This is a genomic window from Cryobacterium psychrotolerans (genome assembly GCF_900101115.1).
Lineage (GTDB): Bacteria > Actinomycetota > Actinomycetes > Actinomycetales > Microbacteriaceae > Cryobacterium > Cryobacterium psychrotolerans.
The window spans coordinates 103,130-128,873 of record NZ_FNFU01000007.1 but is presented as its reverse complement, the minus strand read 5'-3'; the positions used below and the strand labels follow the sequence as shown (position 1 = coordinate 128,873).

18 protein-coding genes are annotated in these 25,744 nt (G+C 66.1%); 13 read left to right on the top strand and 5 right to left on the bottom strand.

Annotated elements, in window-relative coordinates; genetic code table 11:
* Positions 1-2 precede the first annotated feature (2 nt).
* Positions 3-668, top strand: coding sequence for a PH domain-containing protein (locus BLQ39_RS08185; RefSeq protein WP_092323161.1), 666 nt, complete (start codon positions 3-5; stop codon positions 666-668).
* On the opposite strand, the gene BLQ39_RS08180 is transcribed toward BLQ39_RS08185, so the two are convergent.
* A complete protein-coding gene (locus BLQ39_RS08180; RefSeq protein WP_092323160.1) occupies positions 630-1,157 on the bottom strand; it encodes a GtrA family protein in 528 nt (175 codons plus the stop codon). The genes BLQ39_RS08185 and BLQ39_RS08180 overlap by 39 nt on opposite strands.
* 144 nt (positions 1,158-1,301) lie before the next feature.
* On the opposite strand from BLQ39_RS08180, the gene BLQ39_RS08175 reads away from it, so the two are divergent.
* From BLQ39_RS08175 to BLQ39_RS08165, 3 genes are all read left to right on the top strand, one after another.
* The gene (locus tag BLQ39_RS08175; RefSeq protein ID WP_092323158.1) at positions 1,302-2,438 is read left to right on the top strand and encodes a 5-(carboxyamino)imidazole ribonucleotide synthase; all 1,137 of its coding nucleotides are present in this window, start codon (positions 1,302-1,304) and stop codon (positions 2,436-2,438) included.
* An 86-nt stretch (positions 2,439-2,524) separates the two neighbouring features.
* Complete coding sequence (purE, locus tag BLQ39_RS08170) at positions 2,525-2,992, top strand: 5-(carboxyamino)imidazole ribonucleotide mutase (RefSeq protein ID WP_092323224.1); 468 nt, start codon at positions 2,525-2,527, stop codon at positions 2,990-2,992.
* Positions 2,989-4,353, top strand: a complete 1,365-nt coding sequence (locus BLQ39_RS08165; RefSeq protein ID WP_241986971.1) for an LCP family protein — start codon at positions 2,989-2,991, stop codon at positions 4,351-4,353. Before purE ends, BLQ39_RS08165 begins: the two co-directional genes overlap by 4 nt.
* Positions 4,354-4,432: 79 nt before the next feature.
* Here the strand turns inward: BLQ39_RS08165 and BLQ39_RS08160 are convergent, their stop codons facing one another.
* Together BLQ39_RS08160 and BLQ39_RS08155 are read right to left on the bottom strand one after the other, a co-directional pair.
* A complete protein-coding gene (locus BLQ39_RS08160; protein ID WP_092323157.1) occupies positions 4,433-5,617 on the bottom strand; it encodes an acyltransferase family protein in 1,185 nt (394 codons plus the stop codon).
* Positions 5,618-5,649: 32 nt separating this feature from the next.
* A complete protein-coding gene (locus BLQ39_RS08155; RefSeq protein WP_092323155.1) occupies positions 5,650-6,810 on the bottom strand; it encodes a glycosyltransferase family 4 protein in 1,161 nt (386 codons plus the stop codon).
* Between the two features lie 153 nt (positions 6,811-6,963).
* Here BLQ39_RS08155 and BLQ39_RS08150 point away from each other — a divergent pair, with 153 nt between their 5' ends.
* The 6 genes from BLQ39_RS08150 to BLQ39_RS08125 all read left to right on the top strand — a co-directional run bounded on the left by BLQ39_RS08150 (position 6,964) and on the right by BLQ39_RS08125 (position 14,945).
* Positions 6,964-9,195: a cell wall-binding repeat-containing protein gene (locus tag BLQ39_RS08150; RefSeq protein WP_092323153.1), complete on the top strand. Its 2,232-nt coding sequence runs from the start codon at positions 6,964-6,966 to the stop codon at positions 9,193-9,195.
* A 98-nt stretch (positions 9,196-9,293) separates the two neighbouring features.
* A complete protein-coding gene (locus BLQ39_RS08145; RefSeq protein WP_092323151.1) occupies positions 9,294-10,682 on the top strand; it encodes a polysaccharide biosynthesis protein in 1,389 nt (462 codons plus the stop codon).
* 8 nt (positions 10,683-10,690) lie between these two features.
* Positions 10,691-11,530 carry an NAD-dependent epimerase/dehydratase family protein gene (locus tag BLQ39_RS08140; RefSeq protein ID WP_167738566.1) on the top strand — a complete coding sequence of 280 codons (840 nt, stop codon included), beginning with the start codon at positions 10,691-10,693 and terminating at the stop codon, positions 11,528-11,530.
* Positions 11,531-11,595: 65 nt separating this feature from the next.
* Positions 11,596-12,468 carry an ABC transporter permease gene (locus BLQ39_RS08135; RefSeq protein ID WP_241982861.1) on the top strand — a complete coding sequence of 291 codons (873 nt, stop codon included), beginning with the start codon at positions 11,596-11,598 and terminating at the stop codon, positions 12,466-12,468.
* Positions 12,469-13,218: an ABC transporter ATP-binding protein gene (locus BLQ39_RS08130; protein WP_092323147.1), complete on the top strand. Its 750-nt coding sequence runs from the start codon at positions 12,469-12,471 to the stop codon at positions 13,216-13,218.
* 83 nt (positions 13,219-13,301) lie between these two features.
* Positions 13,302-14,945, top strand: a complete 1,644-nt coding sequence (locus BLQ39_RS08125) for an endonuclease/exonuclease/phosphatase family protein (RefSeq protein ID WP_092323145.1) — start codon at positions 13,302-13,304, stop codon at positions 14,943-14,945.
* Positions 14,946-14,962: 17 nt separating this feature from the next.
* On the opposite strand, the gene BLQ39_RS08120 is transcribed toward BLQ39_RS08125, so the two are convergent.
* A complete protein-coding gene (locus BLQ39_RS08120) occupies positions 14,963-16,012 on the bottom strand; it encodes an acyltransferase family protein (RefSeq protein ID WP_092323143.1) in 1,050 nt (349 codons plus the stop codon).
* 263 nt (positions 16,013-16,275) lie between these two features.
* Here BLQ39_RS08120 and BLQ39_RS08115 point away from each other — a divergent pair, with 263 nt between their 5' ends.
* Entirely contained in the window at positions 16,276-18,321 is a 2,046-nt protein-coding gene (locus tag BLQ39_RS08115) for an acyltransferase family protein (protein ID WP_092323142.1), read from the top strand.
* A 23-nt stretch (positions 18,322-18,344) separates the two neighbouring features.
* Here the strand turns inward: BLQ39_RS08115 and BLQ39_RS08110 are convergent, their stop codons facing one another.
* A complete protein-coding gene (locus tag BLQ39_RS08110; protein ID WP_092323140.1) occupies positions 18,345-20,045 on the bottom strand; it encodes a CDP-glycerol glycerophosphotransferase family protein in 1,701 nt (566 codons plus the stop codon).
* 227 nt (positions 20,046-20,272) lie between these two features.
* Here BLQ39_RS08110 and BLQ39_RS08105 point away from each other — a divergent pair, with 227 nt between their 5' ends.
* Together BLQ39_RS08105 and BLQ39_RS08100 are read left to right on the top strand one after the other, a co-directional pair.
* A complete protein-coding gene (locus BLQ39_RS08105) occupies positions 20,273-22,732 on the top strand; it encodes a glycosyltransferase family 2 protein (RefSeq protein ID WP_092323138.1) in 2,460 nt (819 codons plus the stop codon).
* A 17-nt stretch (positions 22,733-22,749) separates the two neighbouring features.
* Complete coding sequence (locus BLQ39_RS08100; protein ID WP_167738568.1) at positions 22,750-25,545, top strand: bifunctional glycosyltransferase/CDP-glycerol:glycerophosphate glycerophosphotransferase; 2,796 nt, start codon at positions 22,750-22,752, stop codon at positions 25,543-25,545.
* The last annotated feature ends 199 nt before the right edge of the window (positions 25,546-25,744 follow it).

Genomic DNA, 25,744 nt, shown 5'->3' with positions numbered 1-25,744 from the left:
GTATGACGAAAAGTGCAGGGGCTGCGTCCGCGGCGGGATCGACGGAGCAGTGGGCGACCACACCCCTGTCCGCCACGCGCGGGTCCTCGCCCTCCCCGGCGGCCGCGGCCACCTCCGGCTCCTCTCTCGCCGGCTCGTCGCCCGCCGGCTCTTCGCCCGCCGAACGAGTCGTCGCCCGGCTCCGCCCGCACGCCCGGCGTCTCTTCTGGCCGACCGTGGCGCTCCTGCTCGTCTGCGGCGCCACCGGATACTTCTACGGGAACCTGCCCGAAGACTGGCAGAACACCGGCCTCATCGTGCTGGCCGCGGCGGTCGTCGTGTTGCTCTGGCTCCTGCCCCTGGCCTCGTGGCTGAACCGGCGGTACACGATCACCACCCGGCGCATCATCTTTCGGCACGGGTTCTTCGTGCGCAGCCGCCAGGAGCTGCTGCACGGTCGCGGCTACGACGTGACGGTACGCCAGAACTGGCTGCAGGCCTCGTTCCGCTCCGGCGACGTGCTCGTCAACTCGGGGCTGGAGCATCCGCTCGTGCTGAAGGATGTGCCGAGCGCCGACCTGGTGCAGCAGGTGCTGCACGAGCTGATGCAGGAGTCGCAGACCGTGATCGGGTCACGACGCCAGGAACAGTCAGCGCTCCCCGACCAGCCCCCGTGGGCCGGCCGTTAGCCGATCGACCGCAGGCGCGGCAGGCGCGGCGTCGACGCGGCCAGGGGCGAAGACCCAATAACGGTAGAGCGTGAACCGGAAGACGGCGCCCAGGCCGAGGCCGATCACATTCGAGGACACGTTGTCGGCGATGATGCTGGTGTAGCCGAGCACGTAATGGCTGAGCCACAGGCAGAACAGCCCGATACCCATGCCCACCAGGCTGACGGCGAAGAATTCGAGCCCCTCACGCAACGCCCGCGGCCGGCGGGACGTGCCGAAGGTCCAGTAGCGGTTGCCGATCCAGTTGGCGAGGATGGCCAGCACGGTGGACACGATCTTCGCGTAGATCGGTCCGGCATGCACGATCTCCGGATCGAAAACGGTGCTGCGGAGCAGGTTGAACACGGTGACGTCCACCACGAATCCCACGAGCCCGACGGCCCCGAACTTGCCGAGCTGGCCGGCGAAGGCCACGAGGCGGCTCCTGGTGACCGCGTTTGTCGACATGCGTCCGTCCGGGCTGGGTATAGGAAGATGGATCTGTGAGCGAGGATAGAACTCCGCGACCCGCAGTCTATGGCGAGGTCGGGATCACAGGCTGAGAGTTGACTCCGGGCCGAATGAAGGTTCGCACAGGAATTGGTGGAGATTATGGCTAGGACTGTTGGCGTCATCGGTGGTGGCCAGCTGGCCCGGATGATGATCCCTGCCGCGGTGAACCTCGGGATCGACATCCGCGTGCTCGCCGAGAACGAGGGCATGGCGGCCGGGCTGGCCGCGGTCCAAATCGGCGACTACCGCGACCGCGACGTCGTGCTCGCCTTCGCCGACACCGTCGACGTGATCACCTTCGACCACGAGCACGTGCCGCAGGAGATCCTGCGGGAGCTCGTGCAGCGCGGCGTGGCCGTGCACCCCGGGCCGGACGCCCTGCTCTACGCGCAGGACAAACTGCTCATGCGTGAACGACTGACCGAGCTGGGGCTGCCGGTGCCCGACTGGGCGCGGGTGGAGAACACCGACCAGCTCGCCGCGTTCCTGGCCGAGCACGGCGGCCGCGCGGTGCTCAAGACCGCCCGCGGCGGCTACGACGGCAAGGGCGTGCGGATGATCACCCACGAACACGAGGCCGACGACTGGTTCGCGGCGCTCGCCGAAGACGCCAACGACGGCGCGCTGCTCGTCGAAGAGCTCGTCGACTTCCGCCGGGAACTGGCCCAGCTGGTGGCCAGGCGCCCGTCCGGCGAGACCCGGGCCTGGCCGGTCGTGGAGACCGTGCAGCGGGACGGCGTCTGCGCCGAGGTCATCTCCCCGGCCCCGCAGGCACCCGGGCGGCTCATCGAGGTGGCGGCCGAGATCGGCATGGCCGTCGCGAACGGACTCGGCGTGACGGGCGTGCTCGCCGTCGAACTGTTCGAGACGACGGATGAGCGGGTGCTGATCAATGAACTGGCCATGCGCCCGCACAACAGCGGTCACTGGTCGATGGAGGGCTCGACGACGAGCCAGTTCGAGCAGCACCTCCGGGCCGTGCTCGACCTCCCGCTCGGCGCCACCGAGTCCCGCGAACCGTGGTCGGTCATGGTGAACATCCTCGGCGGCCCGGCGACGGGCTCGCTCGACGACCGGTACGAGGCGGCCTTCGCGGCGCATCCGGGCGTGAAGATGCACAACTACGGCAAGGATCCGCGGCCCGGACGCAAGGTCGGCCACGTCACCGCGAGCGGTCACGATTTGGACGAAGTCGCCTACCAGGCGCGTGCCACTGCGGCGCTCTTTCAGGACTGACGCCTAAGATCGTCTGCGTGCCAGAGAACCCCGTGAATGAGACCTCCCCGTTCGGCAGCGCCGGTGCGCCCCTGGTCGGGGTCGTCATGGGCTCCGATTCGGATTGGCCGGTGATGAGCGACGCGGCCCAGCTGCTGCGCGACTTCGGAGTGCCGCACGAGGTGCAGGTCGTTTCCGCGCACCGCACCCCGGAGAAGATGATCGCCTACGGCAAGAGCGCCCATGAGCGCGGACTGAAGGTCATCATCGCCGGGGCCGGGGGCGCCGCGCACCTGCCCGGCATGCTCGCCTCGGTCACCACCCTGCCCGTCGTGGGCGTGCCCGTGCCGCTGGGCCGGCTCGACGGCCTCGATTCCCTGCTCTCCATCGTGCAGATGCCGGCCGGCGTCCCCGTCGCGACCGTGTCGATCGGCGGCGCGCGCAACGCCGGGCTGATCGCGGTCAAGATCCTCGCCACCGCCGATGACTCCCTCCGACTCAAGCTGGCCGGCTACGCGGAGGCGCTCGCCGCACAGGTCGAGCAGAAGAACCGGGACCTGCAAGCCAGGCTATGAGCAGCGCCCGAAGCCCGATCCGCTACCCGGATGCCCGATCCGCGCCCGTGATGACCAAGCGAGCCTGGTGGCTCGTCGTGCTCAACACGGTGCTGCCCGGTTCGCCGCAGGTGCTGGCCGGAAACCGAAAACTCGGCCGCTTCGGCCTGCGCCTGACCCTGACTGTGCTCATCCTGGGCATCATTGCCGGCGTCGCCTGGGTGCTCTGGCCGCAGGTCGTGCTCACGGTCTTCACGAGCACGATCGGCCTGTGGGTCGCCGCGCTGGCGCTCGCCTTCTGCGCGGTCGCCTGGGCGGTGCTCAGCATCGACACCATCCGGCTGGCCCGCCTCGTGCGCACCTCTCCGAAGGCCCGGCCGATCATCGCCGGCCTGGCGGTCGTTCTGATGGCGTTCACCAGCGGCACCGCCGCCTACGGCGCCTATGTGGCGACCACGGCGAGCGGTTTCCTGTCGTCCGTGTTCTCCGCCGGGCCGTCGGAGCCGCCCGTCGACGGCCGGTACAACATCCTGCTGCTCGGCGGCGACGCCGGACCCGGCCGCGATGGCCTGCGCCCCGACAGCATTTCCGTGGTCAGCATCGATGCCAAGACCGGCCAGGCCACCATGATCGGCCTGCCCCGGGACCTCGAGAACGTGCCCTTCCCGGCCGACTCCCCGCTCGCGGACATCTACCCGGAGGGCTACGGCGCCATCGACGGATGCGACGTCTCCGCCTGCATGCTCAACTCCATCTACACCGAGATGGAACTCAAGCGCCCAGAGCTGTACCCCGACGCGGCCGCCCAGGCCAGCTCGCCCGGCATCGAGGCCATGCGGGACGCCGCCCAGGGCGTCACCGGCCTGAGCATCCAGTACTACGTGCTGATCGACATGCAGGGCTTCACCGACCTCATCGACGCGCTCGGCGGCGTGGACATCAATGTCAAGGAGCGCCTGCCGATCGGCGGCGACGAGCAGTTCAACAACGTCGACGGCTGGGTCGAGGCCGGGCAGCAGCACATGGACGGGTACACCGCGCTCTGGTACGGCCGGGCCCGCCACGGCACGAGCGACTACGACCGGATGGCCCGCCAGCGGGTGCTCCAGGAGGCGATCCTCAAGCAGTTCAACCCGGCCAACGTGCTGACCAAGTTCCAGGCCGTCGCCACGGCCGGCGCCCAGGTCGTGAAGACGGATGTCCCGCAGGGCATGCTGGGCTACTTCGTCGACCTGGCCTCGAAGACGAAGAAGCAGCCGATCAACTCGGTCGAGCTCGTGCCGGAGAACGACGTCAACCCGGAAGATCCCGACTACGACTACATCCGTTCTCTGATCGACAAAGCCCTCGCGCCCCCCGCCTCTCCCACGCCCGCCCCCTAACGCCCCCGCAAGTCCCCGCGAAACCGCAGTTGTGCGCGCTAAAACACGCGAATAACGCGCACAACTGCGGTTTCGCGGGTCAGGTGGTGACGGGATCGGGGGCGAGGGCGGCCACCCGGGCTGCCTCGCGGCGGGCGAGCCGGGCATCCCAGCGGCTGCGCAGGAACCGTTCGCAGGGCTTCTCGACGGCGTAGTGCAGGGCCGCCGACATCATCAGCGCCAGGGCGAGCATTCCCACGTACCACAGGATGCTCCACCGGCTGTAGGGCTGCGGGCCGACCTGGGCAAGCACAATGTAGATCCCGGTGGCGTGCACGAGGTAAAACGTGTACGACCACTCGCCGAGCTTCACCAGGGGCTTGCTGCGCAGGATCGACCGGCCGCCGCGGACGTCCCGGGACGCGACCGTCACCACGAGCAGGGCGCAGAGCAGCAGCATCCACTCGTTGGTGCTGCTGCGCACGGCCAGGCCGATGGCCCCGCCGCCGACGATCTCGGCGTTCGCGGGACTGAGCAGGATGGGCGGAAGCACGTACCAGGCAATGAACAAGCCGCCGGCGAGGTACATGACGATGGGGGAGAGCCGTGTGGTCCAGCCGAGGCGCATGGCGTGCGCGGCGGTCATGCCGAGCGCGAACTCGCTCAGCCGCACGACCGGCCACGGGATGTCGGTCACGAACGTTCCCGGCCAGGCCAGGCTCGCGGCCCGGTAGCCGAAGCTGAGCACGACGATGGCCAGCGCCGCGATCAGCGTTCCACGCAGCCGCAGCATCCGCAGGAACGTGTTCAGGGCCGGGTGCAGGGCATAGAAGAAGGACTCGAACGTCAGCGTCCAGCCGGCCGGGTTGCCCGAGAACAGCACCACGGGATCCTTCGACCAGCCCTGCAGCAGCACGACCGACAGCAGCAGGATGCCCACGTCGACCGGCTTGACCCACCAGTCCGCGGGGTCGGGGGCGAAGCTGTAGAACACCGGGATCGCGATGATCAGCGCCACGAGGTAGGCGGGGTAGATCCGTGCGAAGCGGCGCCACCAGAACGTCGTCGGGGAGACCTTCGCGTTGGCGGACCAGGTCAGGACGAACCCGGAGAGCAGGAAGAAGAACATGACCCCGTAGTTGCCGAACCGAAGGATCGGAAAGATCGGAAGTGGCGCCAGGTTGTTCATGTGGAACAGGAAGACGCCGAAGGCGGCCCACCAGCGCAGTCCGGTCAGGGAGTCCAGGCGCCGGGCGCGCGGGACCTCGGTCGGGGACGAATGCATAGGCTTTAGGTTACCGTGCGCGAGGCGGCGGGCTACAGGTCGGCGTGCAGCTGCCAGACGCGCTCGGCCGAGTCTCGCCAGCTGAACGCCCTGGCCCGATCGCTGCCGGCGATGCTCAGCCTGCGGGCGAGCTCGGCGTCGCCGAGCACCCGGGACACCGCGGCGGCGAGCCGTTCGGGGTAGCCGGCCGCGTCCTGCCGCTCGACGACGAACCCGGCGTCACCGGCCGCTTCGACGTTGGCGGGGGCATCCGAATGCACGACCGGGGTGCCGAAGTGGAAGGCCTGGATGATCGGGGTGGAGAAGCCCTCCTCCAGGCTCGGGAAGACGAAGACCGAGGCGCGGGAGATCACGACCGCGAGCTCCTCGTCGCTCAGCCCGGTCATCGCCCGCACGCGGCCCGGCGCGAGGCCCGCCTCGTCGGCCACCGAGGCGATATCGAGCTCACCCCAGGAATCCGGCCCGAGCACGATGAGGGGCAGATCGGGCGCGCCGGGCAGCCCGAGGGCGGTGATCAGCGCGGTGATCGCCTTGCGCGGCTCGAGGGTGCCCGCCGCGAGGATGTATTCCGCCGGGAGCCCGAGAGCCTCGGTGGCCGCCACCCCCGAGGAGAGCGTGCCGGAGACGAGGTAGTCGGTGGGAAGCCGGAGCCCGCTGGCCACGGCGCCGCCGATCACGCGCACCCGGTCCCCGAAGTCGGCGATCTCCGACAACTGGTCGGCGACCGCGTGGCTCGGCACGACGACCGCGTCGGCGTGCTTGCGGGCGCGCTTCAGCATCGCCTTCGTCCAGGCGACGGTCGTCGGCGTGAGCGCCTCCGGATGCGTCCAGGCGAGCACGTCGTGGACGGTCACGGCCAGCTGGGTGCCGTCGGCCAGGTCGTGCCGGCGGAGCGGGGCGAGGAGGCCCGTCGCGTGGATCAGGCCCGGCCCGGGCGAGGTGGTCATTCCGAGCTGCCAGGCGGCCGCCAGCTCGCGGCGGGCGAGGGTCGTCTTGTACAGCCCGGACAGGCCGGGCAGCGTCCGTTCGACGTACTCGTACTGGTCGCTGGAAGACGACGAGACGATGCCCTCGACGAAGCAGTCGGCAGGCGCGGTCGCGATCAGCTGCCGGGTGAGTTCCTCGGTGTAGCGACCGATGCCGCCGGGAACCGGCGCGATCATCTGGTCGACGAGGACGCGGAGGGTGATCATGTTTCTCTTTCGGGACAAGGGCTCTGTCGATTCTAGCTGGCCGGTTCGGCGGCAACCTGATGACACCAGAACGGGCGCTATCGCCAGCTGGGCGTTTACTGATTTACTTCTGGGAGTGCAGCAGGTGCTGCTCACCCAGGGGGAGCAGTACCGATGATGCGCAGACCAGCCGCGCGGCGCCACGTCGCGATCCTGACCATGGCGATCCTGGGACTCGGGTTGATCCCGACCGCGCCCGCCGCGCTCGCCGCAGCCCCGGCCGCGCCGCCTGCGGCCGAGGACTCGCTTACGACCCTGGCCGGCGACGACACCGTCAGCCCCACGGACTTCCTGGGTGCGGCGCCTGTGGCCCGCCGGGGCGCACCATCCGACATCCCGGTGGCCGGATACTCGCAGGGCGCGCACACGGTCGACGTCGCCGTCGTGACGCCGAGCGACTCGAACCCGCCGGCGCCGCTGCTGGCTGACGCCGGGGTGCGCGACCTGGTGGCGAAGACGGGCGCGTACTGGAAGGCGCAGAGCAATAAGCAGGTTCTCTCCCTGACGCCCAACGCCGCCATCCGGCGCTACGCGAGCGACTACAGCTGCAACGACGACCCCGGATGGCTCTGGGACGAGGCGGCAAAGCTCTTCGGCCGCGATGGCGAGTACTACGTGGCGGCGCAGGGGCACCACCTGCTGGTGCTCGTGCCGGAAGGCTGCGGCGGCGCCGGAGTCGGCACCATCGGAAGTTTCGACGCGGCGGTGAGCACGGCGAACGGCGGGGCCATGTGGGCCCAGCTCACCGGCCCGACCACCCTCGACATCGTCGCCCACGAGTTCGGCCACAACCTGGGGCTGGAGCACTCGAACACGCACGTGTGCCCTGACCCCTCGGTCATCGAGGGGATCTACTCGAAGGCGGACAACACGTACTCCGACGGCTGCTCGGACGAGGAGTACGGGGACTTCTACGACGTGATGAGCTCCGCCAACTCCATGAACTGGGACGGAACGCTCTACACCAACACGCGGCCGACCGCGCTCAACGTCACGCAGAAGGAACGGCTCGGCGCGCTGGTCACGGGGGAGGTGCAGGGCATCACGCTGCCGGCCGGCACGGCCATCCAGGACACCCGGACGACGCTCGCGTCCACCGGCGCAGCCAGCGGCAGGCGGGCGCTCAAGGCCACCGACCCGCTCACCGGCCAGGTGTACTACATCGATTTCCGCGGCGGCGGCGGTGCTGACGCCGGGTCGCTCTACGAAACCGGCTACATGAATTTCCTCGGCGTCGACAATGGCGTGCGGGTGCTCACCCGGCGCGCCGACCAGACCTCGGTCGTGCTCCTCAACCCCGCCCCCGAGCTGGACGCCGTCAGCAGCAAGCTCTACCTCAAGCCGGGGCAGAGCCTCGCCACCCGGTCCGGCGGCCTGCGCGTGAGCGTGCAGTCCATCGCCGGGGGGCTGGCGTCGGTGACGGTCACCCTGTCGACGCCGGTCGCGCGCCTGTGGGGCGCCGACCGCTTCTCGGCGTCGGCGGACATCTCCAAAAAGAACTTCCCGGTGGGGGTCGAGGTGGCGTACATCGCCAGCGGACGCAACTTCCCGGATGCCCTGTCGGGCGCCCCGGTTGCGGCCGGCAAGGCCGCGCCCATCCTGCTGGTCGAGGCCGGCAGCATCCCGTCGTCGATCGCGACGGAACTTGCCCGGCTCAAGCCGGGGAGGATCGTCGTGCTAGGCGGATCGGGATCGGTGTCGTCCGCCGTCGCCACCAAACTGACGTCGTACACGGCCGGCACGGTCACCCGGTTGTGGGGAGCCGACCGGTTCTCGGCGTCGGCCGCGATCTCCCGGGCGAACTTCGCTGTCGGGCGGCCCGTCGTCTACATCGCTAGCGGACGGAACTTCCCGGATGCCCTGTCGGGTGCCCCGGTGGCGGCCGGCAAGGGCGCGCCCATCCTGCTGGTCGAGCCCGGCAGCATCCCGTCGTCGATCGCGAAGGAACTCGCCAGGCTCAAGCCCGGCAAGATCGTCGTGCTCGGCGGACCGGGTTCGGTGTCGGGCGCCGTCGCGACGACGCTCAAGAAGTACACGGCCGGCACGGTCACCAGGCTGTACGGCCCGGACCGGTTCTCGGCGTCGGCGGCCATCTCCCGGGCGAACTTCGCTCCCGGCGGGACCGTGGTCTACATCGCAAACGGGCGCAACTTCCCGGACGCGCTGTCGGGCGCCCCGGTGGCGGCAGGCAAGCGCGCGCCGATCCTGCTGGTCGAGGCCGGCAGCATCCCGGCGTCGATTGCGACGGAACTCGACCGGCTCAATCCGGCCAGTATCGTCGTGCTCGGCGGCCCCGGGTCGGTCAGCAACGCCGTCGCGGCCAGGCTCTCCGGATATGTTGGCTAGGGCCACCGGCGCAACCTGCCCAGAGTCGTAGACTGCCCGACCGGCTGTCCCGGCCCCCTCCCCGGGAGGCGCCCAGCGGGTGCTTGTAGAGTTGCGCAGTGAGTACTTTGCAGAACAGCGACAGTCCCATCCTGATCATCGGTCACGGGACTGCGGGCACGGCACTGGCCCGGAATATCGCCCTGCGCGGCGGCAACGTCGTGGGCTACCTGGATGACTCGTCCACCGCGCCCGAGGTTCTCGGCACGCTGCGCGACGTCAACGATGTCATCGCCGAACACCGCATTGCGACGGTGTACTTCGCGATCCCCTCGGTGGGGTCGAAGACCGTGCGTGACTTCATCAACAGCATCGCAACGGACGACATCGAATTCGCGATCGTCCCACGCACGTACAGCACGCTGACCCGCGAGACCGTCGACATCGAGGACCTCACCGACGTCGATGTGCTCGACCTCGTCGGCCGGGAGCCGGTCAAGCACGATCTGGAGTCCTCCCGCCAGTTCATTGCCGGCAAACGCGTCCTGGTGACCGGGGCGGCCGGGTCGATCGGCTCCCAGCTGGTGCGGCAGATCGCCGGGATGAACGCCGAGGCGATTGCCTGCGTCGACTGGTGGGAAAACGGCATGTTCTTCCTCGGCCAGGACCTCGCCGCACAGGAGAACATCGAATACCACATCGCCGACGTCAAGAACGAACCGCTCCTCGACGCCATCATCGGTGATTTCAGGCCGGACATCATCTTCCACGCCGCCGCGTACAAGCACGTGCCGCTGATGCAGGCGAACCCGCTGGAAGCCATCAACAACAACGTGTGGGGCACCCTCAACCTCATGCGGCTGGCCATCGCGCACGCCGTTCCCAACTTCGTCTACGTGTCGACCGACAAGGCCGTCAACCCGGTCAATGTGATGGGTGCGACGAAACGACTGGGCGAGATGACGATGGAGGCTCTCGCCAAGGGGTCGCACGGCACGACGTTCAACGCCGTGCGCTTCGGCAATGTCATCCAGAGCAACGGATCGGTCATGCAGATCTTCCGGAAGCAGATTTCCCGGAAGGCCCCGCTCACGGTGACGCATGCCGATGTCACCCGCTTCTTCATGACCATCGACGAAGCCAGCCAGCTCATCATCCAGTCGGCAATGATGGGCAGCGACAGCGACATCTTCGTGCTCGACATGGGTGAGCCCGTGAAGATCCTCGATCTGGCGCGCAGCCTCGTCAAGGTCGTCGATCCGAGTCTCACGATCGAGATCACCGGGCTCCGGCCGGGCGAGAAGATGTTCGAGGAACTCACCTACGAACCCGACAACGTGGGCACGACTAAGAATCCCAAGATCTTCGTCGTCCGCGACGAGATCGATTTCGACGAGTCGGCGTTCATCCGCTCCCTGGACGAGTTCCTCGACCAGACCAGGGCGTACACGATCAAGCCGGACCTGGCCGTCGACTTCCTGAAGCGGATGGGATTCGCGCTCCGATGAGGGTGCTCGTGACAGGTGCACACGGTGCCATCGGCCGACGGCTCGTCGCGGCGCTGGGGCAGCGCCCCGGATTCAGCCCCGTTTCCCTGGTCTCGCCCCGGGCGGGCGGGAGGCCCGGCCAGGTCGCCGTGGACGTCGGCGATCCGTTCGCCTTCCGGGCCGTCCTGGCCGACGTGCGGCCCGACGCCGTCGTGCACCTGGCGGCACTGACCGGGGCGGCCTGCGACATCGACCCGGAGCTGACCGAGGCCGTCAATGTGGGCTCCGCCGTGACGCTGGCCGAGGCCCAGCGCGACGCGGGAATCGGCCGCATCGTGTTCGTCTCGACGTCGGCCGTGTACGGCGACCAGTACGACCGGCCGGCCGACGAATCCGCGCCGCTCCGCCTCGGCACCAGCTACGCGAGCAGCAAACACCGGGCCGAACAGGCGCTCGCCGCGGCGACAACCGGCGACAGCGTCAGCCTGAGGGTGTTCAACATGTTCGGTCCGGGAACACCGAACTCCCTGGTCACCCGCTTGCTCGAGGCGACCCCGGATCGGCCGGTTCCCCTTCGCGGACCCGACAACTTCGTCCGAGACTACGTTCACATTGACGACGTGACGGCGGCGATCGTCTCGGCGCTGGCGGCGCCCCTCCCGCAGCAGCATTCGGTCTTCAACATCGGATCCGGAATCGCAACGAGCAACCGCGACCTGGTGCGAGAACTGGGGATCGCCGAGCAGAACTACACGCTCACCCGGTCCGAGGCCAGCTACAGTTGCGCGCGGATCGAGGCGGCTCGCCAGTGGCTGGACTTCCAGCCTGTTCATCCGTTGCGTGACGCGGGCCGGGCGCCGCGGGTCTGACCTGCCCGCCCTGACCACCGGCTACGATGGTTTTTGCTTGCCCGCATGCCCCGAGAGAGAGCCACGTGTTGACGAAAACCGATCCGGTCGATTTGACCGGCTTCTCCGTTCCCGGGCGGGGCAACGGCATCCTCGATGTATTCCGACGTCGTTACCTGCTGCGCCTGCTCGTGCGCAAGGGCGTGTCGACCCGTTACCGCAATTCGGCGCTCGGCTGGGGCTGGTCGTACGTCAAGCCGCTCACCCAGTACTTCATCTACTTCTTCGTCATGGGCATCGTGCTCGGCCGCAACAACGGCATCGACAACTTCGCCGTGTACCTGCTCTCCGGCATCATCGTGGTCAACCTGTTCAACGAGGCGTTCTCGAACGCGACCAAATCGATCGTCGACAACAAGGCGCTGGTCAAGAAGATCTATCTGCCCCGGGAGATGTTCCCGATCGCGGCCGTCATCGTCGCCTTCGTTCATTTCCTCCCGCAGGTGGCCGTGCTCGTGGTCGTGTCGAGCCTTGTCGGCTGGGTACCGAGCCTGCTGGAACTCGGCGCGATCCTGCTCGGGGCGCTGATCGTCATCCTGTTCGCCACCGGCCTGGGCCTGATCTTCGGCGCGGTCAACGTCTCCTACCGGGACGCGCAGAACCTCGTCGAGATCATCAAGATGCTCGCGACCTGGGGCTCCCCGGTGCTCTACAGCTACGACCTGATCGCCCGGGTCCTGCCGGATTGGCTCCAGACGCTCTACATGATGAATCCGCTCACCTCGGCGGTCGAGCTCTTCCACTACGGATTCTGGTTTTCCACGACCGACGGCGGCCTCCAGCCTCCGCCCAACCTGGTGCGTGACTCGCTGATCGGCCTGCTGATTGTGCTCGCCATCACGGCCATCGGCCAGCTGGTCTTCCGCCGGTTCGAGCGTCGGTTTGCGCAGGACCTCTAAATGGACACCACAACGATCGTCACGAAGACCCGGCCGAGCATCATCGTCGAGAACGTGCAGAAGACCTTCCTGCTCCGCCACACGCACTCCTTCAAGGAGGCGTTCATCGCCCGGATCAAGAAGAAGAAGATCTCCACCTCGTTCCAGGCGCTGCAGGACATCACCTTCACCATCGACCAGGGTGAGTCGGTCGCCATCCTCGGCTACAACGGCTCCGGCAAGTCCACGCTGCTCAAGCTCATCGCCGGCGTGCTCGAGCCCGACGGGGGCAAGATCCTCACCCGCGGTCGCGTCGCCGGCCTGATCGAGGTGGGAGCGGGCTTCCACCCGGACCTGTCCGGGCGGGAAAACGTCTACCTGAACGCCGCCATCCTCGGCATGAACAAGGCCGAGATCGACGCGCGCTTCGACGACATCGTCGCGTTCTCCGAGATCGAGGAGTTCATCGACAGCGAAGTCAAGCACTATTCGTCGGGCATGTTCCTGCGCCTCGCCTTCTCGGTCGCCATCCACGTCGACCTCGACATCCTCCTCGTTGACGAGATCCTGGCCGTGGGCGACGCCCCCTTCCGGGAGAAGTGCCGCCTGAAGATCCGGGAACTGGTGGAGCAGGGCAAGACGATGGTCGTCGTCAGCCACGACACCAAGACCGTGCAGGACCTCTGCGACCGCGGCATCGTGATCAAGAAGGGCGTGAAGGTCTTCGACGGCCCGGTTGCCGAGGCCGTCGAGGTGCTCAAACACCCGTAAGGGGGTCAAGCGCGGCTCGCGGTGTCCGCTAGGCTTCGATAATCTCTCACGATTCGAAGGGGCGGTTCGGGATGCGTCGGGTATTGAGTCTGCTGGTTTCCTGCGCCGTTCTGGCCGCGTTCGCCGGAGTTTCCGCCGCGCCGGCCCAGGCGGCGCCCCGCGCCGGCCAGGTGAAGGCACTGACCGCCTGCGCTCCGCTGGCCAAGCCCACGATCAAGCTGGCCTACGGCGACCGATCAATCACCGTGGCGTGGTCGACCGTGCCGGGAGCGGTAGCGTACGACATCCTGTACAGCTTCAGTTCGAACATGGCGAAGCCGAGCGCCAAGCGCATGACGAGCGGGTCGAGCCGGATGCTCACGGGCCTGACCAACGGCAGCCGCTACTACGCCCAGATCAAGGCTGTGGCCGCCGACCCCCTCTGCAGCTCCGTCAGCCCCATCGCATCGGGGATTCCCGCGGCCGGTAACCCGACCGCTCTGACCGTGACCGTGGTTCCGGCCGGGAAGGACCAGGTCAGGGTGAGCTGGACCGGCCAGGGCCGCAACACGAAGGTCGCCGTCATCGCGGGCTCCGAGGGGAGCCTGACCAAACATCCGTTCCAGTCCGCCTGGTACCCGGCAACCACATCCTCCATCACGCTGACCGTCCCGGCCGCCCTGCGCGCCCAGCTCGGAACCGGATCCGGCAACCCGATCTTCGTGAAGGTGGCCACCTACAACTCCCTCACCGCCGGCACGACCTTCCCGCGGGTGGCGAGCGTCACGAATGCCTACCGGCTCTCGCTCGCCGGCAAGTACAGCTGGGCTGCGGCCACGACGACGACCAAGGCCCTCCGCGTGGCCGAGTACAACGTGCAGAGTGTCGCGGCATCGGCGAAGCTCAGTGGCCGCACCTGGGCCCAGCGCCGGTTGAAGGTGGCCGCCTCCATCAAGGTGTCCGGGGCGGATCTGCTCGCCGCCGTGGAGCTGACGACCGCGGCCGCGGGCAACGGAAAGACGCAGTGGGAAGACCTGCGCGACCTGCTGGCGCAGCCCGGGTACGGCGGGTACCGGATCGCCAATGACAACGTCGGCGGGGCCGGCACGGGTGCGACCAAGGGCGCGCATTTGTTCTACGACCCCACCGTGGTCAGTGTGGTCAGCTCCGGAATCGTCTCCGGGAAGGACGTCACGAACCTCTACTACCCGGCCAGCTGGCCGGCCGGGCTGACCGACCGGTACCTGTCCTGGGCCAAATTCACGATGAAGAGCACCGGCAAACCGTTCTTCGCCGCCTCCGTGCACCTTCCGGCGGGCAGCAGCTACGCCACTCTCCGCGTGCGCGAGGCTGCAGCGATCGACAAGTACCTCACAGCCAAGGCCGGGACCCTCCCGATCGTGGTCATGGGTGACCTCAACTCGAGCTTTGCGGCATTGCCCGACGGGCCCCAGACCACGTTCACCCGGGCCGGGTACTACGACGCGAGTTCCGCGGTGCAGAAGGCAAACCCGCGCTACCCCACGGCGAACATCACGAACCAGGTCGACAACAAGACAGTCGTCGGGTACCCGTACACGCCGTACCTGTACCAGTACGCGGCTCCCCGTATCGACTACATCCTGGTCAAGAACTCCCCGGGTGCGCTCGCCTACCGGAACCAGCTGGTGCTCGTCAACGGCAAGTTCGACCCTGCCTACCAGGGCTCAGATCACAACCTGCAATGGGCGGACATCGGTATCAAGTAGGTCCGCACCACTGCGGTTCAGCGCGGTGACGGCGCTTCTGCCTCTCGGGTCACGGGCCGGCGCACCAGTGGCGTCCAGAAACCCACCGGGTCGATCAGCCAGCGGGTCGCCCGCTGAACGGGCCTCGTGCCCAGGAGCAGTGCCAGCGCGATTCCGCCCAGCAGGAGTGCGGCCACGGCGGCCACGTTCCAGTGCGGCCACGCCCCGATGATCGGCAGCAGGGGGTACAGGATGAGGATCTGCAGCACGTAGACGTAGATGGTCCCCTCGCCGAGCGGCGTGAAGATGGTGCGGGTGCGCGGCACGATCGCGAGGAAAGCGAACATGAGCACCGTCGCCACGGCGAGCACCAGGACCCGGACGAGGACGTTCTCCACGTTGCTCAGGCCGAACTTGTCGACCTTGCCGTACATGTACAGCCAGGCCCGGGCGATGCGGTCCTGCAGCAGGAAGATTGCGAACAGGGCGACCACGAGGAAGGCGGCCACCGACACGCGCAGCCAGAGGCGCGAGGTCAGCCGCTTGAACGACTCGACGTGCGCGGGGGTGACGAGCAGGCCGAGGGTGAAGAACGGCAGGAACGACAGGATCCTCGCCCCGGCGAGCTCGCCCGACACACCGCCGTAGGTCACGGACAGGATGGACACGGCAATCGAGATCAGCAGCGGGTGCGGGATGCTCAGCAGCAGCGGGGTCATCAGCCGCCAGACCACGAGGGCGAGCAGGTACCAGATGGCGAAGCCGGGGATGAAAAGGTTCAGGCTGAAATCTGCCCCGTTGAAGATCATCCGCTCGAGGGCCAGGAGCAGTTGCACCACCACGTAGGGAATGAGGAGCAGGGTGACCAGGCCCCGATTCTGACGCGGGGTCCCCCGGAAGTTGCGCGACAGGTAGCCCGAGACCAGGACGAACGCCGGCATGTGGAACGCGTAGATCCACTTGTAGAGGGCATCCGCGGCGTCGATGGGAATCGTCTCGAGCAGGTGCCCCAGCACGACCAGGACGATCAGCAGTCCTTTGGCGTTGTCGAGGAAGGGATCCCGCAAAGCCACCGAATTCTCACTCATGGTCTCAACTTATGTGGCGGGGCGGGCAATGACGAATCCGATGGCGGTGAAGCCGAGGTCCAGTGGGGCGGAGCGGAGTGCGACACCACGATCGCGCCCTGCCGAGAACGGGGACAGTGCTAGGACAGAATGGAGCCAACCGTTCCGATTCAGCAGGACGATAGCCGATTCACTGGCCGTGCCGTGGTTTCCGCCATGTTCGCTTGTCCGTTTAGCATCAGGAGCACACCATAGGTACGGCACCGCGACACTCCCTCTCCACGATGATTCCGGGTTTTCGGTACGACATCCAGGGGCTGCGTGCAATAGCGGTGGGCATGGTCGTCGCTTATCATCTGTGGCCGAACCGCCTGACCGGCGGGTATGTGGGCGTTGACGTTTTTTTCGTCATATCCGGCTACCTCATCACCTCGCATCTCCTCAAATCGCCTCCCCGTGACCTTCGTGGTCTGGCGCGATTCTGGGAGCGCCGGATCCGCCGCCTTCTGCCGGCATCGCTGCTCGTGCTGGCCGCGACGGCCGTCGCGGCTCGGCTGGTGGCGCCGCCGACGCAGTGGGGTTCGATCGCAAACGGCGTGATCTCCTCGGCGCTGTATGTTCAAAACTGGGCGTTGGCCCGGAGCTCTGTCGACTACCTGGCAGCGACGGACGTACCGATCCCAACACAGCACTTCTGGTCGCTCTCGCTCGAGGAGCAGTTCTACCTGGTTTGGCCCCTCCTCGTCCTGGCTGCTTTCTGGTTTGCCTCGCGCTACAAGCGCGGGGCACTGGGGGCGGTCCGCACCATGATTCTTGTTGTCATCGCGCTGTCACTGCTGACGTCCATCATCGTCACTGCCTCGGAACCCAACATGGCGTATTTCGTTACGCCCACGCGTATCTGGGAACTCGCCGTCGGCGGCCTGGTCGCCACCATGCCGCCCCTGACGGCCCTCGGACTTCACCGCGCCGTACCAGGGCTCATGGCCTGGGTCGGGCTCGGGGGCGTCGTTGCAGCCGGCCTGGCCTTCACGGAGGCAACGCCATTTCCTGGATACGCGGCGATCCTGCCGGTCGCAGGGACCGCGCTGGTCATTCTTGCTGGGTCACAGCACAGGTTGTCGCCGTCGGCGGTTCTCAGCTTTCGTCCGATTCAATGGCTGGGGAACGCGTCCTACTCGGTGTACCTCTGGCACTGGCCGCTGATTGCCCTGCTCCCCTATGTCAGCGGTGGCGCGCTGGGCCGACTAGACAAAGTGATCATCCTCGTCATTACGCTCGTGCTGGCTGCAGCAACCAAGACCTATGTCGAGGACAGGTACCGAACAGCTCGAAATGATCGGGCGCGCGTGCCGGTGTACCGTGTGGCAGCTGCCGGAATGGCGGTAGTAACCCTGATTGGATTCGCCCAACTGGCGGAGGTTTCCGTGCGCGCCAGTGTCGCTGCGGAGAGGCTGTTGGCAATTCAGGACGAGCTCGGCCCATGTCTTGGCGCGGGGGCGATCGCGAAGGGGCCGGAGGAGTGCCCCGAGAATGCCGGGTCTGCCGGCGATGCCGATCCATTGCTGGCGATGGATGACAAGTCCGACGCATACTCGGACGACTGCTGGGCGCTGATGCCCTTCACCGATCGGAAGGTCTGCACCTACGGCCAGGGTGAAACTCACATGGCCTTAGTGGGCAACTCGCATGCTGACCAATGGCTGCCTGCCCTGCAGGCCCTTGCCAGACATCGTAATTGGACGATTACCACCTTTCTCATTGAGCAGTGCAATCCAACCGATGCCGCACTGGGGTTCAACACGGTGGAGAAAACGGACAACTGCCTTGCCTGGGGAAAGTGGGTCATGGACGAGACGAAAGGCGATACATATGACCTCGTCATAACCTCCGAGAGGCAATCGGTCCCCGTGAAGGGTGAGACGCTCGCTACCACTCGCGACTCCGCAGTGCAGGGCTACAAGTCTTACTTGACCACGTGGAATGAGGCGGACACGAACGTCCTGGTGATCACTGACTCGCCCTATCCGTGGCAAGCGCGCGTGTCGATTCCAAGCTGTCTCTCACGAAACCCGGGCCGGGCAGATCTCTGCTCGGGAACGATGGAGACCTGGCACAAAATAGATGCCCTGCGGTTTGCGGCAGAAGAGCTGGCGCTGCCGAGGATCACCACGTTGAACATGGACGAGTACTACTGTCCGGATGACGTGTGCCCGGCCATCATCGGGTCCGTCATCGCGTACTCAGACGGCTCTCACTTCTCCGCGACGTTCGCAGAGACAATGGCTCCCTATATGGACGCCCCCATCACCGCGGCCCTGGAACGATGATCCGTCCAGCGAGACGCCCAGCGTCAGCGCAGGAACCGTCGCGCTTCGCTCAGGAAGGCGTCGGCGTAGCCGTCCGCCGGAATGTCACCCAGGTAGTAGGTCTTCAGCGCGTGCCGGGTCTCCCGCAGCGGGTCCGGCCCGATCAGGGCGTCGAGGCCGGCGTCGACGCTGGTGAGCCCCGAGTCGATCAGATACGCCGCCTTCGCGATCGGGAAGTCCGTGAGGAATCTCTTGACCGGGACGTTCATCACCGCCATGGCGAACGGCTTCTCTGAGTAGAGGAAGTCGGGCACGACGCTCGAGACGTCGGAGACGAGCGCATCCGCGGCGTTGAAGCAGTCGGTGATGCTCAGGGTCCGTTCGGCCGCCTCGCCCCACATGTGCGCTCGGCTCGATGCGACCGCATCCTGCCTGAGCATGGCCTTGATCCGCTCCGACTGCGCGGCGTGCGCCGGGTTCCGGTCGGTGTAGGGGTGCGGTCGGTAGATGACCGTGCAGTTGCGCGCCAGCAGCCCGCGCACGATCTCGTAGCCGATCGGCAGCGATGAGTAGTCGGAGTCCGCGTTGTGGCCGGCCCAGGTCGGCGCGTACAAGACCGTGGGGGCTCCCGGCGCGGCCTGCGCTCGCGCCCCGACCGCGATGCCTTCGACCTGCGGTCGCCCGACGATGGAGAACACCTCGGCCGGCACGTGCACTCCGTGCGAGGCGAACCGGTCGATGGCGGCCTGGCCGGCGACGAAGTTCTTGTCGAACATGCGAAACACCGGGTTGTAGCTGGGGGCCTTGTCGCTGTCGCCGTGATTGAGCTGGATGTGGGTGAGGTGCGGGTAGCGCACGAAATGGGAGTTGCGCACGGCGTTGTTCATGTAGAAGACGGTCTTGAGCGACGGAACGATCATCGCGTCCATGTCGGCCATCTCCTTGCGCAGCAGCACCGGGGCCGTGGTGAGCCTCGCCACACTGTCGAATGTGCCCTGATTGCGCACGATCACAAAGAAGCTGGCGTCGAGCCGCTCAAGGTAGGGCAGCCACATGGCCAGCTGGTACTCGGTGCCGTGCGGCGCGTCCCAGTGCACCGCGAAGACCGGCTTGCGCGCCTGGAGAACTTTCGTGACGACGCGTTCGGCGCCGCGCCGGGCGCGAATCCTCAGCACGCCGTCGATGAGGACTGCGAGGGTCGGCACGGCCGCTGCGAGGGCGACGAGCACCAGCCAGCCCGCGGGGGAACCGAGGGCGGCCAGCGCAGCGAACACGATGATCGCCAGGGCGTTGATCGGGAAGATGAATCCAGCGCTGAACAGGGGAGTGTTCCTGATTGCGGCACCGGGGAGGTGCGCCGAAAACGGGATCGCACCGCGGGCGACCCTTTCCGCGGTGCCTTCCCCCACGACGAGCCCGGCGAGGACGGCGGCGGCGAGCCAGCCCGGCCACCACTGCACGTCCCCGGCCGCGAACACCGTCGCGACCGCGAAGACGACGAGCGTTCGGGCGATGATGAAGGATCCCGTCGGCCTCACCGACCGCGCGAGCTCGGGCGCGAAGCGAAAGTTGAACACGATTGTGGCGGCGAAGCCGAGAGTCGCCAAGGTGAGCGTCAGCCAGGGCCAAGCACCGGCGAGAGCCGCGCACAGGGCGGCGACGGCGAGCAGGTCGGCCAGAAGGCCGTCGCCGGCGGCGGTGACGAAGCGCCCAGTGAAGGATCCCCTGACGGGCGCGGTGCTCATGGGTGTGGTGGTTCGCTGTTGAGCGGTGCGGGGGTGGGGAGCAGTACCTCGGTCAACAACTCACGTACCTCCGGCGACTGTGGGTTCGAACCACAGATAGATCTACTTCGTCACGGTATCAGACGGTTTGTCATCGAATGGCCCAAGAGCGCCGACACTCGACGCGCTGGTATGCGCTTCCGCGCTGTCCGGTCGGCGACGACTCGTATGCAAGGATGTGACGGGGGATGGTCGGTGGTTCCTCGGAATCCGGTGAGGTCTGGAGTGACAAGCGCATGGGCGTGCTGGGGAGAGTGAAGCAGCTCGTGCGAATCGCGCGGCAGGGGGCCAATGCGAGCACTCGCGAAGTGCCCCTGGTGAGTGTGGTTGTCCCCTTCTACAACGTGGAGTCATATCTGGGTCAGAGCGTTGACTCCATCCTCGCCCAAACGCTAACCTCCCTAGAAGTGATACTCGTTGACGACGGATCCACGGACGGCTCTGCTCGGATCGCGGCCGACATTGCCGCCCGGGACTCACGCGTCCAAGTGTTGACCCAGGCGAACGCGGGCCCCGGCGCCGCTCGCAATGTCGGCGTAGCCCGCGCGTCCGGTGCCTACCTGACCTTCGTTGATTCGGACGATCGGCTCCCCGCCGGCGCCCTCGACACACTCGTGCGCTCGGCGATGACGAATGACGCCGACATCGTCGTCGGCGCCATCAGGAGATTCGATTCCAATCGCGTCTGGCTTCCGGAATGGGTGAAGGGTGTCCACTCCTGTCCGGCGCAGGGGATTCGCCTGATCGAACTCCCGGGGCTGCTTCGCAATAACTACCCGGTGGGAAAGGTCTTCCGCCGCGCGTTCTGGAACTCGCACGACCTCGCCTTCCGTCGCGGAGTGATATACGAGGATCAACCGCTGATAGCGCAGATGTACTCCCGGGCGCGGTCGATCAATGTGCTGACGGAGATCACCTACGACTATCGCAGGCGCGAAGACCGTTCATCGATCAGCCAGCGACCGGAAGAGATCGCGGATCTACGCGACCGCATCGCGGCCTGGAACCTGAGCCTCAGCACACTGCTTGACGAGGCTGCCGCACCGGTTGTGGCCGGCTGGTACGACACCATCTACGGCACCCACCTGCACTGGTACCTCGACAACGATTCGATCTCCGATGGCGAGTACTGGCAACTCCTCGTATCCGTCGTCCGCCGCCTCCGAGGCCGAGAGCCAGAGGGTGTTCTGAGGAACACCTCGCCCGAGAAGCGCGTCGCAATCCTCCTGCTCGCAACAGGCAGGCACGCGGACTTCCTGGCGTTCAGGAATGCTGGCGGATACGACCTCGGCAGATTCCCGAGCCGTGTAACGGCGGCGGGCCTGCTGCACGAGTTGCCCCTGACCGCAGACGCGCTGGCAAGCCTTCCTGATGAGGTGCTCCTCACCCCGGAATCCTCCATGGCCCTGGGGCAACAGGTGCTCCGAGGCGGTTGGGTTGGCGAAGGGGCAGAGACAAGGCTCCAACTGGCCGGTCACGCCTTTATCCCTACCCTTGACCTGAGCGTCACTGCGTCACACATCGAGGTCTTTGCAACGAACCGGGCAACCGGCGAGATCGCCCATGCCCGGGTGCAGCGGTCCAACGACTCGGTGCTGCACCCGTCGCGGCCGGGCGATCTGGCCGAATACGAAGGCTCAGCCTATGTAGCCGAGTTCGCCCTTGCCTCGCTGCGGGGCCAGTCGGTCGTGCCCGCGCATTGGGACCTCTCGATCAGAGTGTCCTCCGGGCCGTTCAAGGTCACGGAGCCATTACGCAATCTCTCGTCCAAAGGGGGCCTGACCGAGACGGCCTGCTGCGTGTCCGACGGCGACGTGCGGGCCCGTGTGGCGAGCCAGACCAACCGGCATGTGGCTGTTCGAATCTTGCTGGAGAAGCCCGCCGCGCTGGTCGACCATGTCGCACTGCGTGGGAGGGACCTCGCCGTCTCCTTCAGATCAACCGGCGAGCGTCGCTTCGTGAGACTTCACCTGCAGGCCGCTGGGCTGCCGATCAGTCAGGTCATCCCGGTGTCCGAACAAGCCGACGGAAGCTTCGAGGTCGCCGCGCGCATCTCCGTGGTCGACGAGCACGACGGATCCGTTCCGTCGGCGGTTTCCTGGACAGTACGCGTTGAGGATTCAGCCGGCAAGCGAGTGCCGCTCAGCTGGGCAGAGGGCCGCAAGCACGGCCCCCCGCTCGGCACGGGAACGCTGCGCGCCTACGGCTCCGCGACCGGCAACCTCAAACTGGAGGAATATCCGCGGGGTTGCTTCTTCGTGACCGGTATCAGCACCGCGCCAGGCGAACTCGTTCTCTCGGGCGCTGCCGTGTTGCCTGACGATTGTGCCCTGCACTCGGTCGATGGTGGCGAGCTGATGGCATCCTCCACCATAGGGTCCGTCCCTGACGCGGCGGACATCCGCGTCGCCTTAGCCGAGGTCAACTCTGCCAGGGCGCGGGCCGTGAACGCGTTTGCGATCGCGGTCGACGCGTGCAGCCGGCATGAGTCTGGTCACTCCACACGAATTCCGGTGGTACTCGGTCAAGCGGCCCTTCTGGCTCTGCCGACCTGTGTGGAGAGCACGGCCATCGTGGCCGAGCGCGCCAAAGGGCGGACTCTAACGCTGCGGACGACGTCCGCCTCAGGAAGAATGCGAACTCAATGAACGATAGGAACCCCCCTGTGACGGCGCCGCTATTTTCGGTAATTTCCCCGGTCTATAACGTCGGGAGGTACCTCGAGGAATACTGCCAGTCCCTGGAGAATCAGACGATTGGCATCGAGAATCTGGAGGTCATTCTCGTGGATGACGGCTCAACGGACGATTCGCTTGAGCTGCTTCAGTCCTTCGCCGCGCGGTACCCGCATAATGTGCGCGTCGTCCATAAGGAAAACGGCGGCCAGGCATCCGCGCGAAACGCAGGCATCATTCTGGCCACCGCGCCGTGGGTCTGCTTCCCCGATCCCGATGACGTCCTCAGCCCAAACTACTTTGAGTCGATGCGCGACTATATGAAGGAGCCAGGGAGCGCAGAAACCGCGCTCTTCGCTGGGCGCGTGATCATCTGGGATGAAGCCACGGGTAAGCGGAGCGACAGCCATCCGACCAGCTTTCGATTCAGATTCGGCAATTCGACAACCGACCTCACCGCAAAGCCGAACTTCATCCATGGGAACGCCACCGTCAGCGCGTTCAAACGCGAGGTAATCGTGGCGTCCGGGCTCCGATTCGATGAGCGGCTGCGGACACGATTTGAGGACGCCGGCTTCATCGCGGAGTATCTACTCGTGTTCGACAAACCGATCCTCGGGTTGGTGAAGGACTCACGATACTTCTATCGCAGACGTTCAGACGGATCGTCGACGCTGCAAGGTAGCCACTCCGATGCGCGCTCCTACGTCGATGTTCCGCAGTTCGGGCACCTGTATGTGCTGAAGCTCGCCCAGGAACTCCGCGGGGAAGTGCCTCGATGGCTCCAATGGTTCATCATTTACGACATCGTATGGATGTTCAAGGCCGACCTCGCCGCGAAGGAGCCGACTCGCGCTCTGGCGCCAGAAGTGCTCTCCGCCTTCCACCGGTCTGTTGCTGAAATCATGACGTACATCGAACCGGAATCGGTCCTCGGATTCGACATGATGGCCGTGCCTCGCTGGATGCGGGAAGCCCTTGCCTTCGGATACTCGGAGCTGGATTACGTCGGACCGGTGTACATCGGCCCGACCGACGCCGCGCGCGATCTCATTCAGATCTGCTATCGATTCAGTGGCCACGAGCGGGCTGAGACTATTTGGGTCAAGGGCAAGAAGGTGCAGGCGCACCACGCAAAGACGCAACCGTTGGATGTCCTCGGTCGGACCGTGCTCCGTGAACGGAAGCTGTGGGTTTCATCTCTGGGGGCCATCCGATTTGAGCTTGACGGCAAGTTGCAGCCATTCATCACCAGCGAATCAAGCAACAGCGCCCACAAGTTCCGTCGCGAACAGATTCTGCGGGCGGAACGATTCCGGAAAACGAGCGGGATCCCCATGCGGTTCCGACAAGTTGAAGGCCGCATGAGCACACTGATGCTCGAGCGCGTCAAGGGGTGGTTGAGCGTCCGCAAGAGGGCGCTCCGCAAGGCCCACAGGCAGGACGTTCTCCTCGGGGCCATCCTGCGGTTGATGCCGGTCAGGCGAGCCTACGCAGGCGCCTGGGCGCTCCTCGATAGGGAATTCCAAGCGAACGACAGCGCCGAGGAGCTCTACCGGTGGGTCCGCGCCAACAAGCCCCAGGTGAAACTCCGTTTCGTCCTGCGGAAAGGTACTGCAGATTGGGCGCGCCTGAAAGGTGATGGGTTCAAGCTCGTCGACTACGGTTCCTACCGCTGGAAGGTGCTCATGCTCCTCGCCGAGCATGTCGTGTCGAGTCACATCGACGCATACATCTCCAACCCATTGCCGTCCCAACGCTATGGACGGCCGCAATGGAAGCTCACCTTCTTGCAGCACGGAATCATAAAGGGGGACATTTCTCCTTGGCTGAACACGAAGAACATCGATGTCTTCGTAACCTCAACGGAGGACGAGTATCGGTACATTTCGGGGGAGTCGGTTTACAAGTTCGGGCCGAAGGAGGTGCGGTTGACGGGCCTGCCTCGACACGACGCATTGTTGGCCAAGAGCGGTGCGCTCCGCGATAGTGAGGTCACCCAAATTCTGATCGCACCTACGTGGCGGAAATACCTGGCGGGTCGCGTTCTCGGCGCAGATTCGTCGGTGCGGGAAGCAAACACTGAGTTCATGCAGAGCGAATACGCGCAGGCTTGGCAGGAGCTGGTGCAGTCGGAGGAGCTTCGGCAATTCGCGGCAGGCAATGGCCTCAAGATCGTCTTCATGCCCCACCCGAATATCCAGCCCCACCTTGGCGAATTCGCGATCCCCCACTGGGTCGAGACAAAACTGTACGGGAACATCGATGTGCAGGATGTCGTATCGAGGTCCGCAGTGATGATCACCGACTTCTCATCCATCGCATTCAACATGGCGTACCTGTACCGGCCCGTCGTCTACTACCAGTTCGACACTGCGCGCTATGAAGCCGAACACATCGAGGGCAAGGGGTATTACGACTATCCGACCCACGGCTTCGGCCCGGTGGTACCGGATGTAAACGGCGTCATGGGCGGGCTCAGATCCTTGTGGAACGATCGTGAATTTGCCGGAGGCTACGCCGATCGGGCGAAACGAACGTTCCCGGTTCGTGATGGAAGGAACTCCGAACGCGTGTTCAAGGCGATCAGTGACTTGAACCGGCCGGTGTCTTTTGCCAGAGGCTCGAAGCCGGCGGCGGCGGATAGTTGGGAAAATCCTGACGAGGGGCTCGCATTGCAGCCTGATTGCGCGGATCGTCGCGAGGACAATCCGACAACTACGAACTTGGGGAGTTTCGGTGTCGACGGGGTAACGACCGTCGGTGGCGTCGACAGTCTTCATTGACGGACGGGCATCGGGTGTGGTCAAGCGTCACGGACGTGGAAAACCGATACGCCCTGTGCGCGGTGACCGGTGGGGCTCGTTCCTTCCCTGAGGGGCCGGGCATCGGTGAACCGCTGGCAGATGCAGCCAGGCGGGTTGAGTGAACCTCCCGGCCGCTCGTGTTCAACCGGACTACTTCTGCAGCGACGGCGCCTGCCCG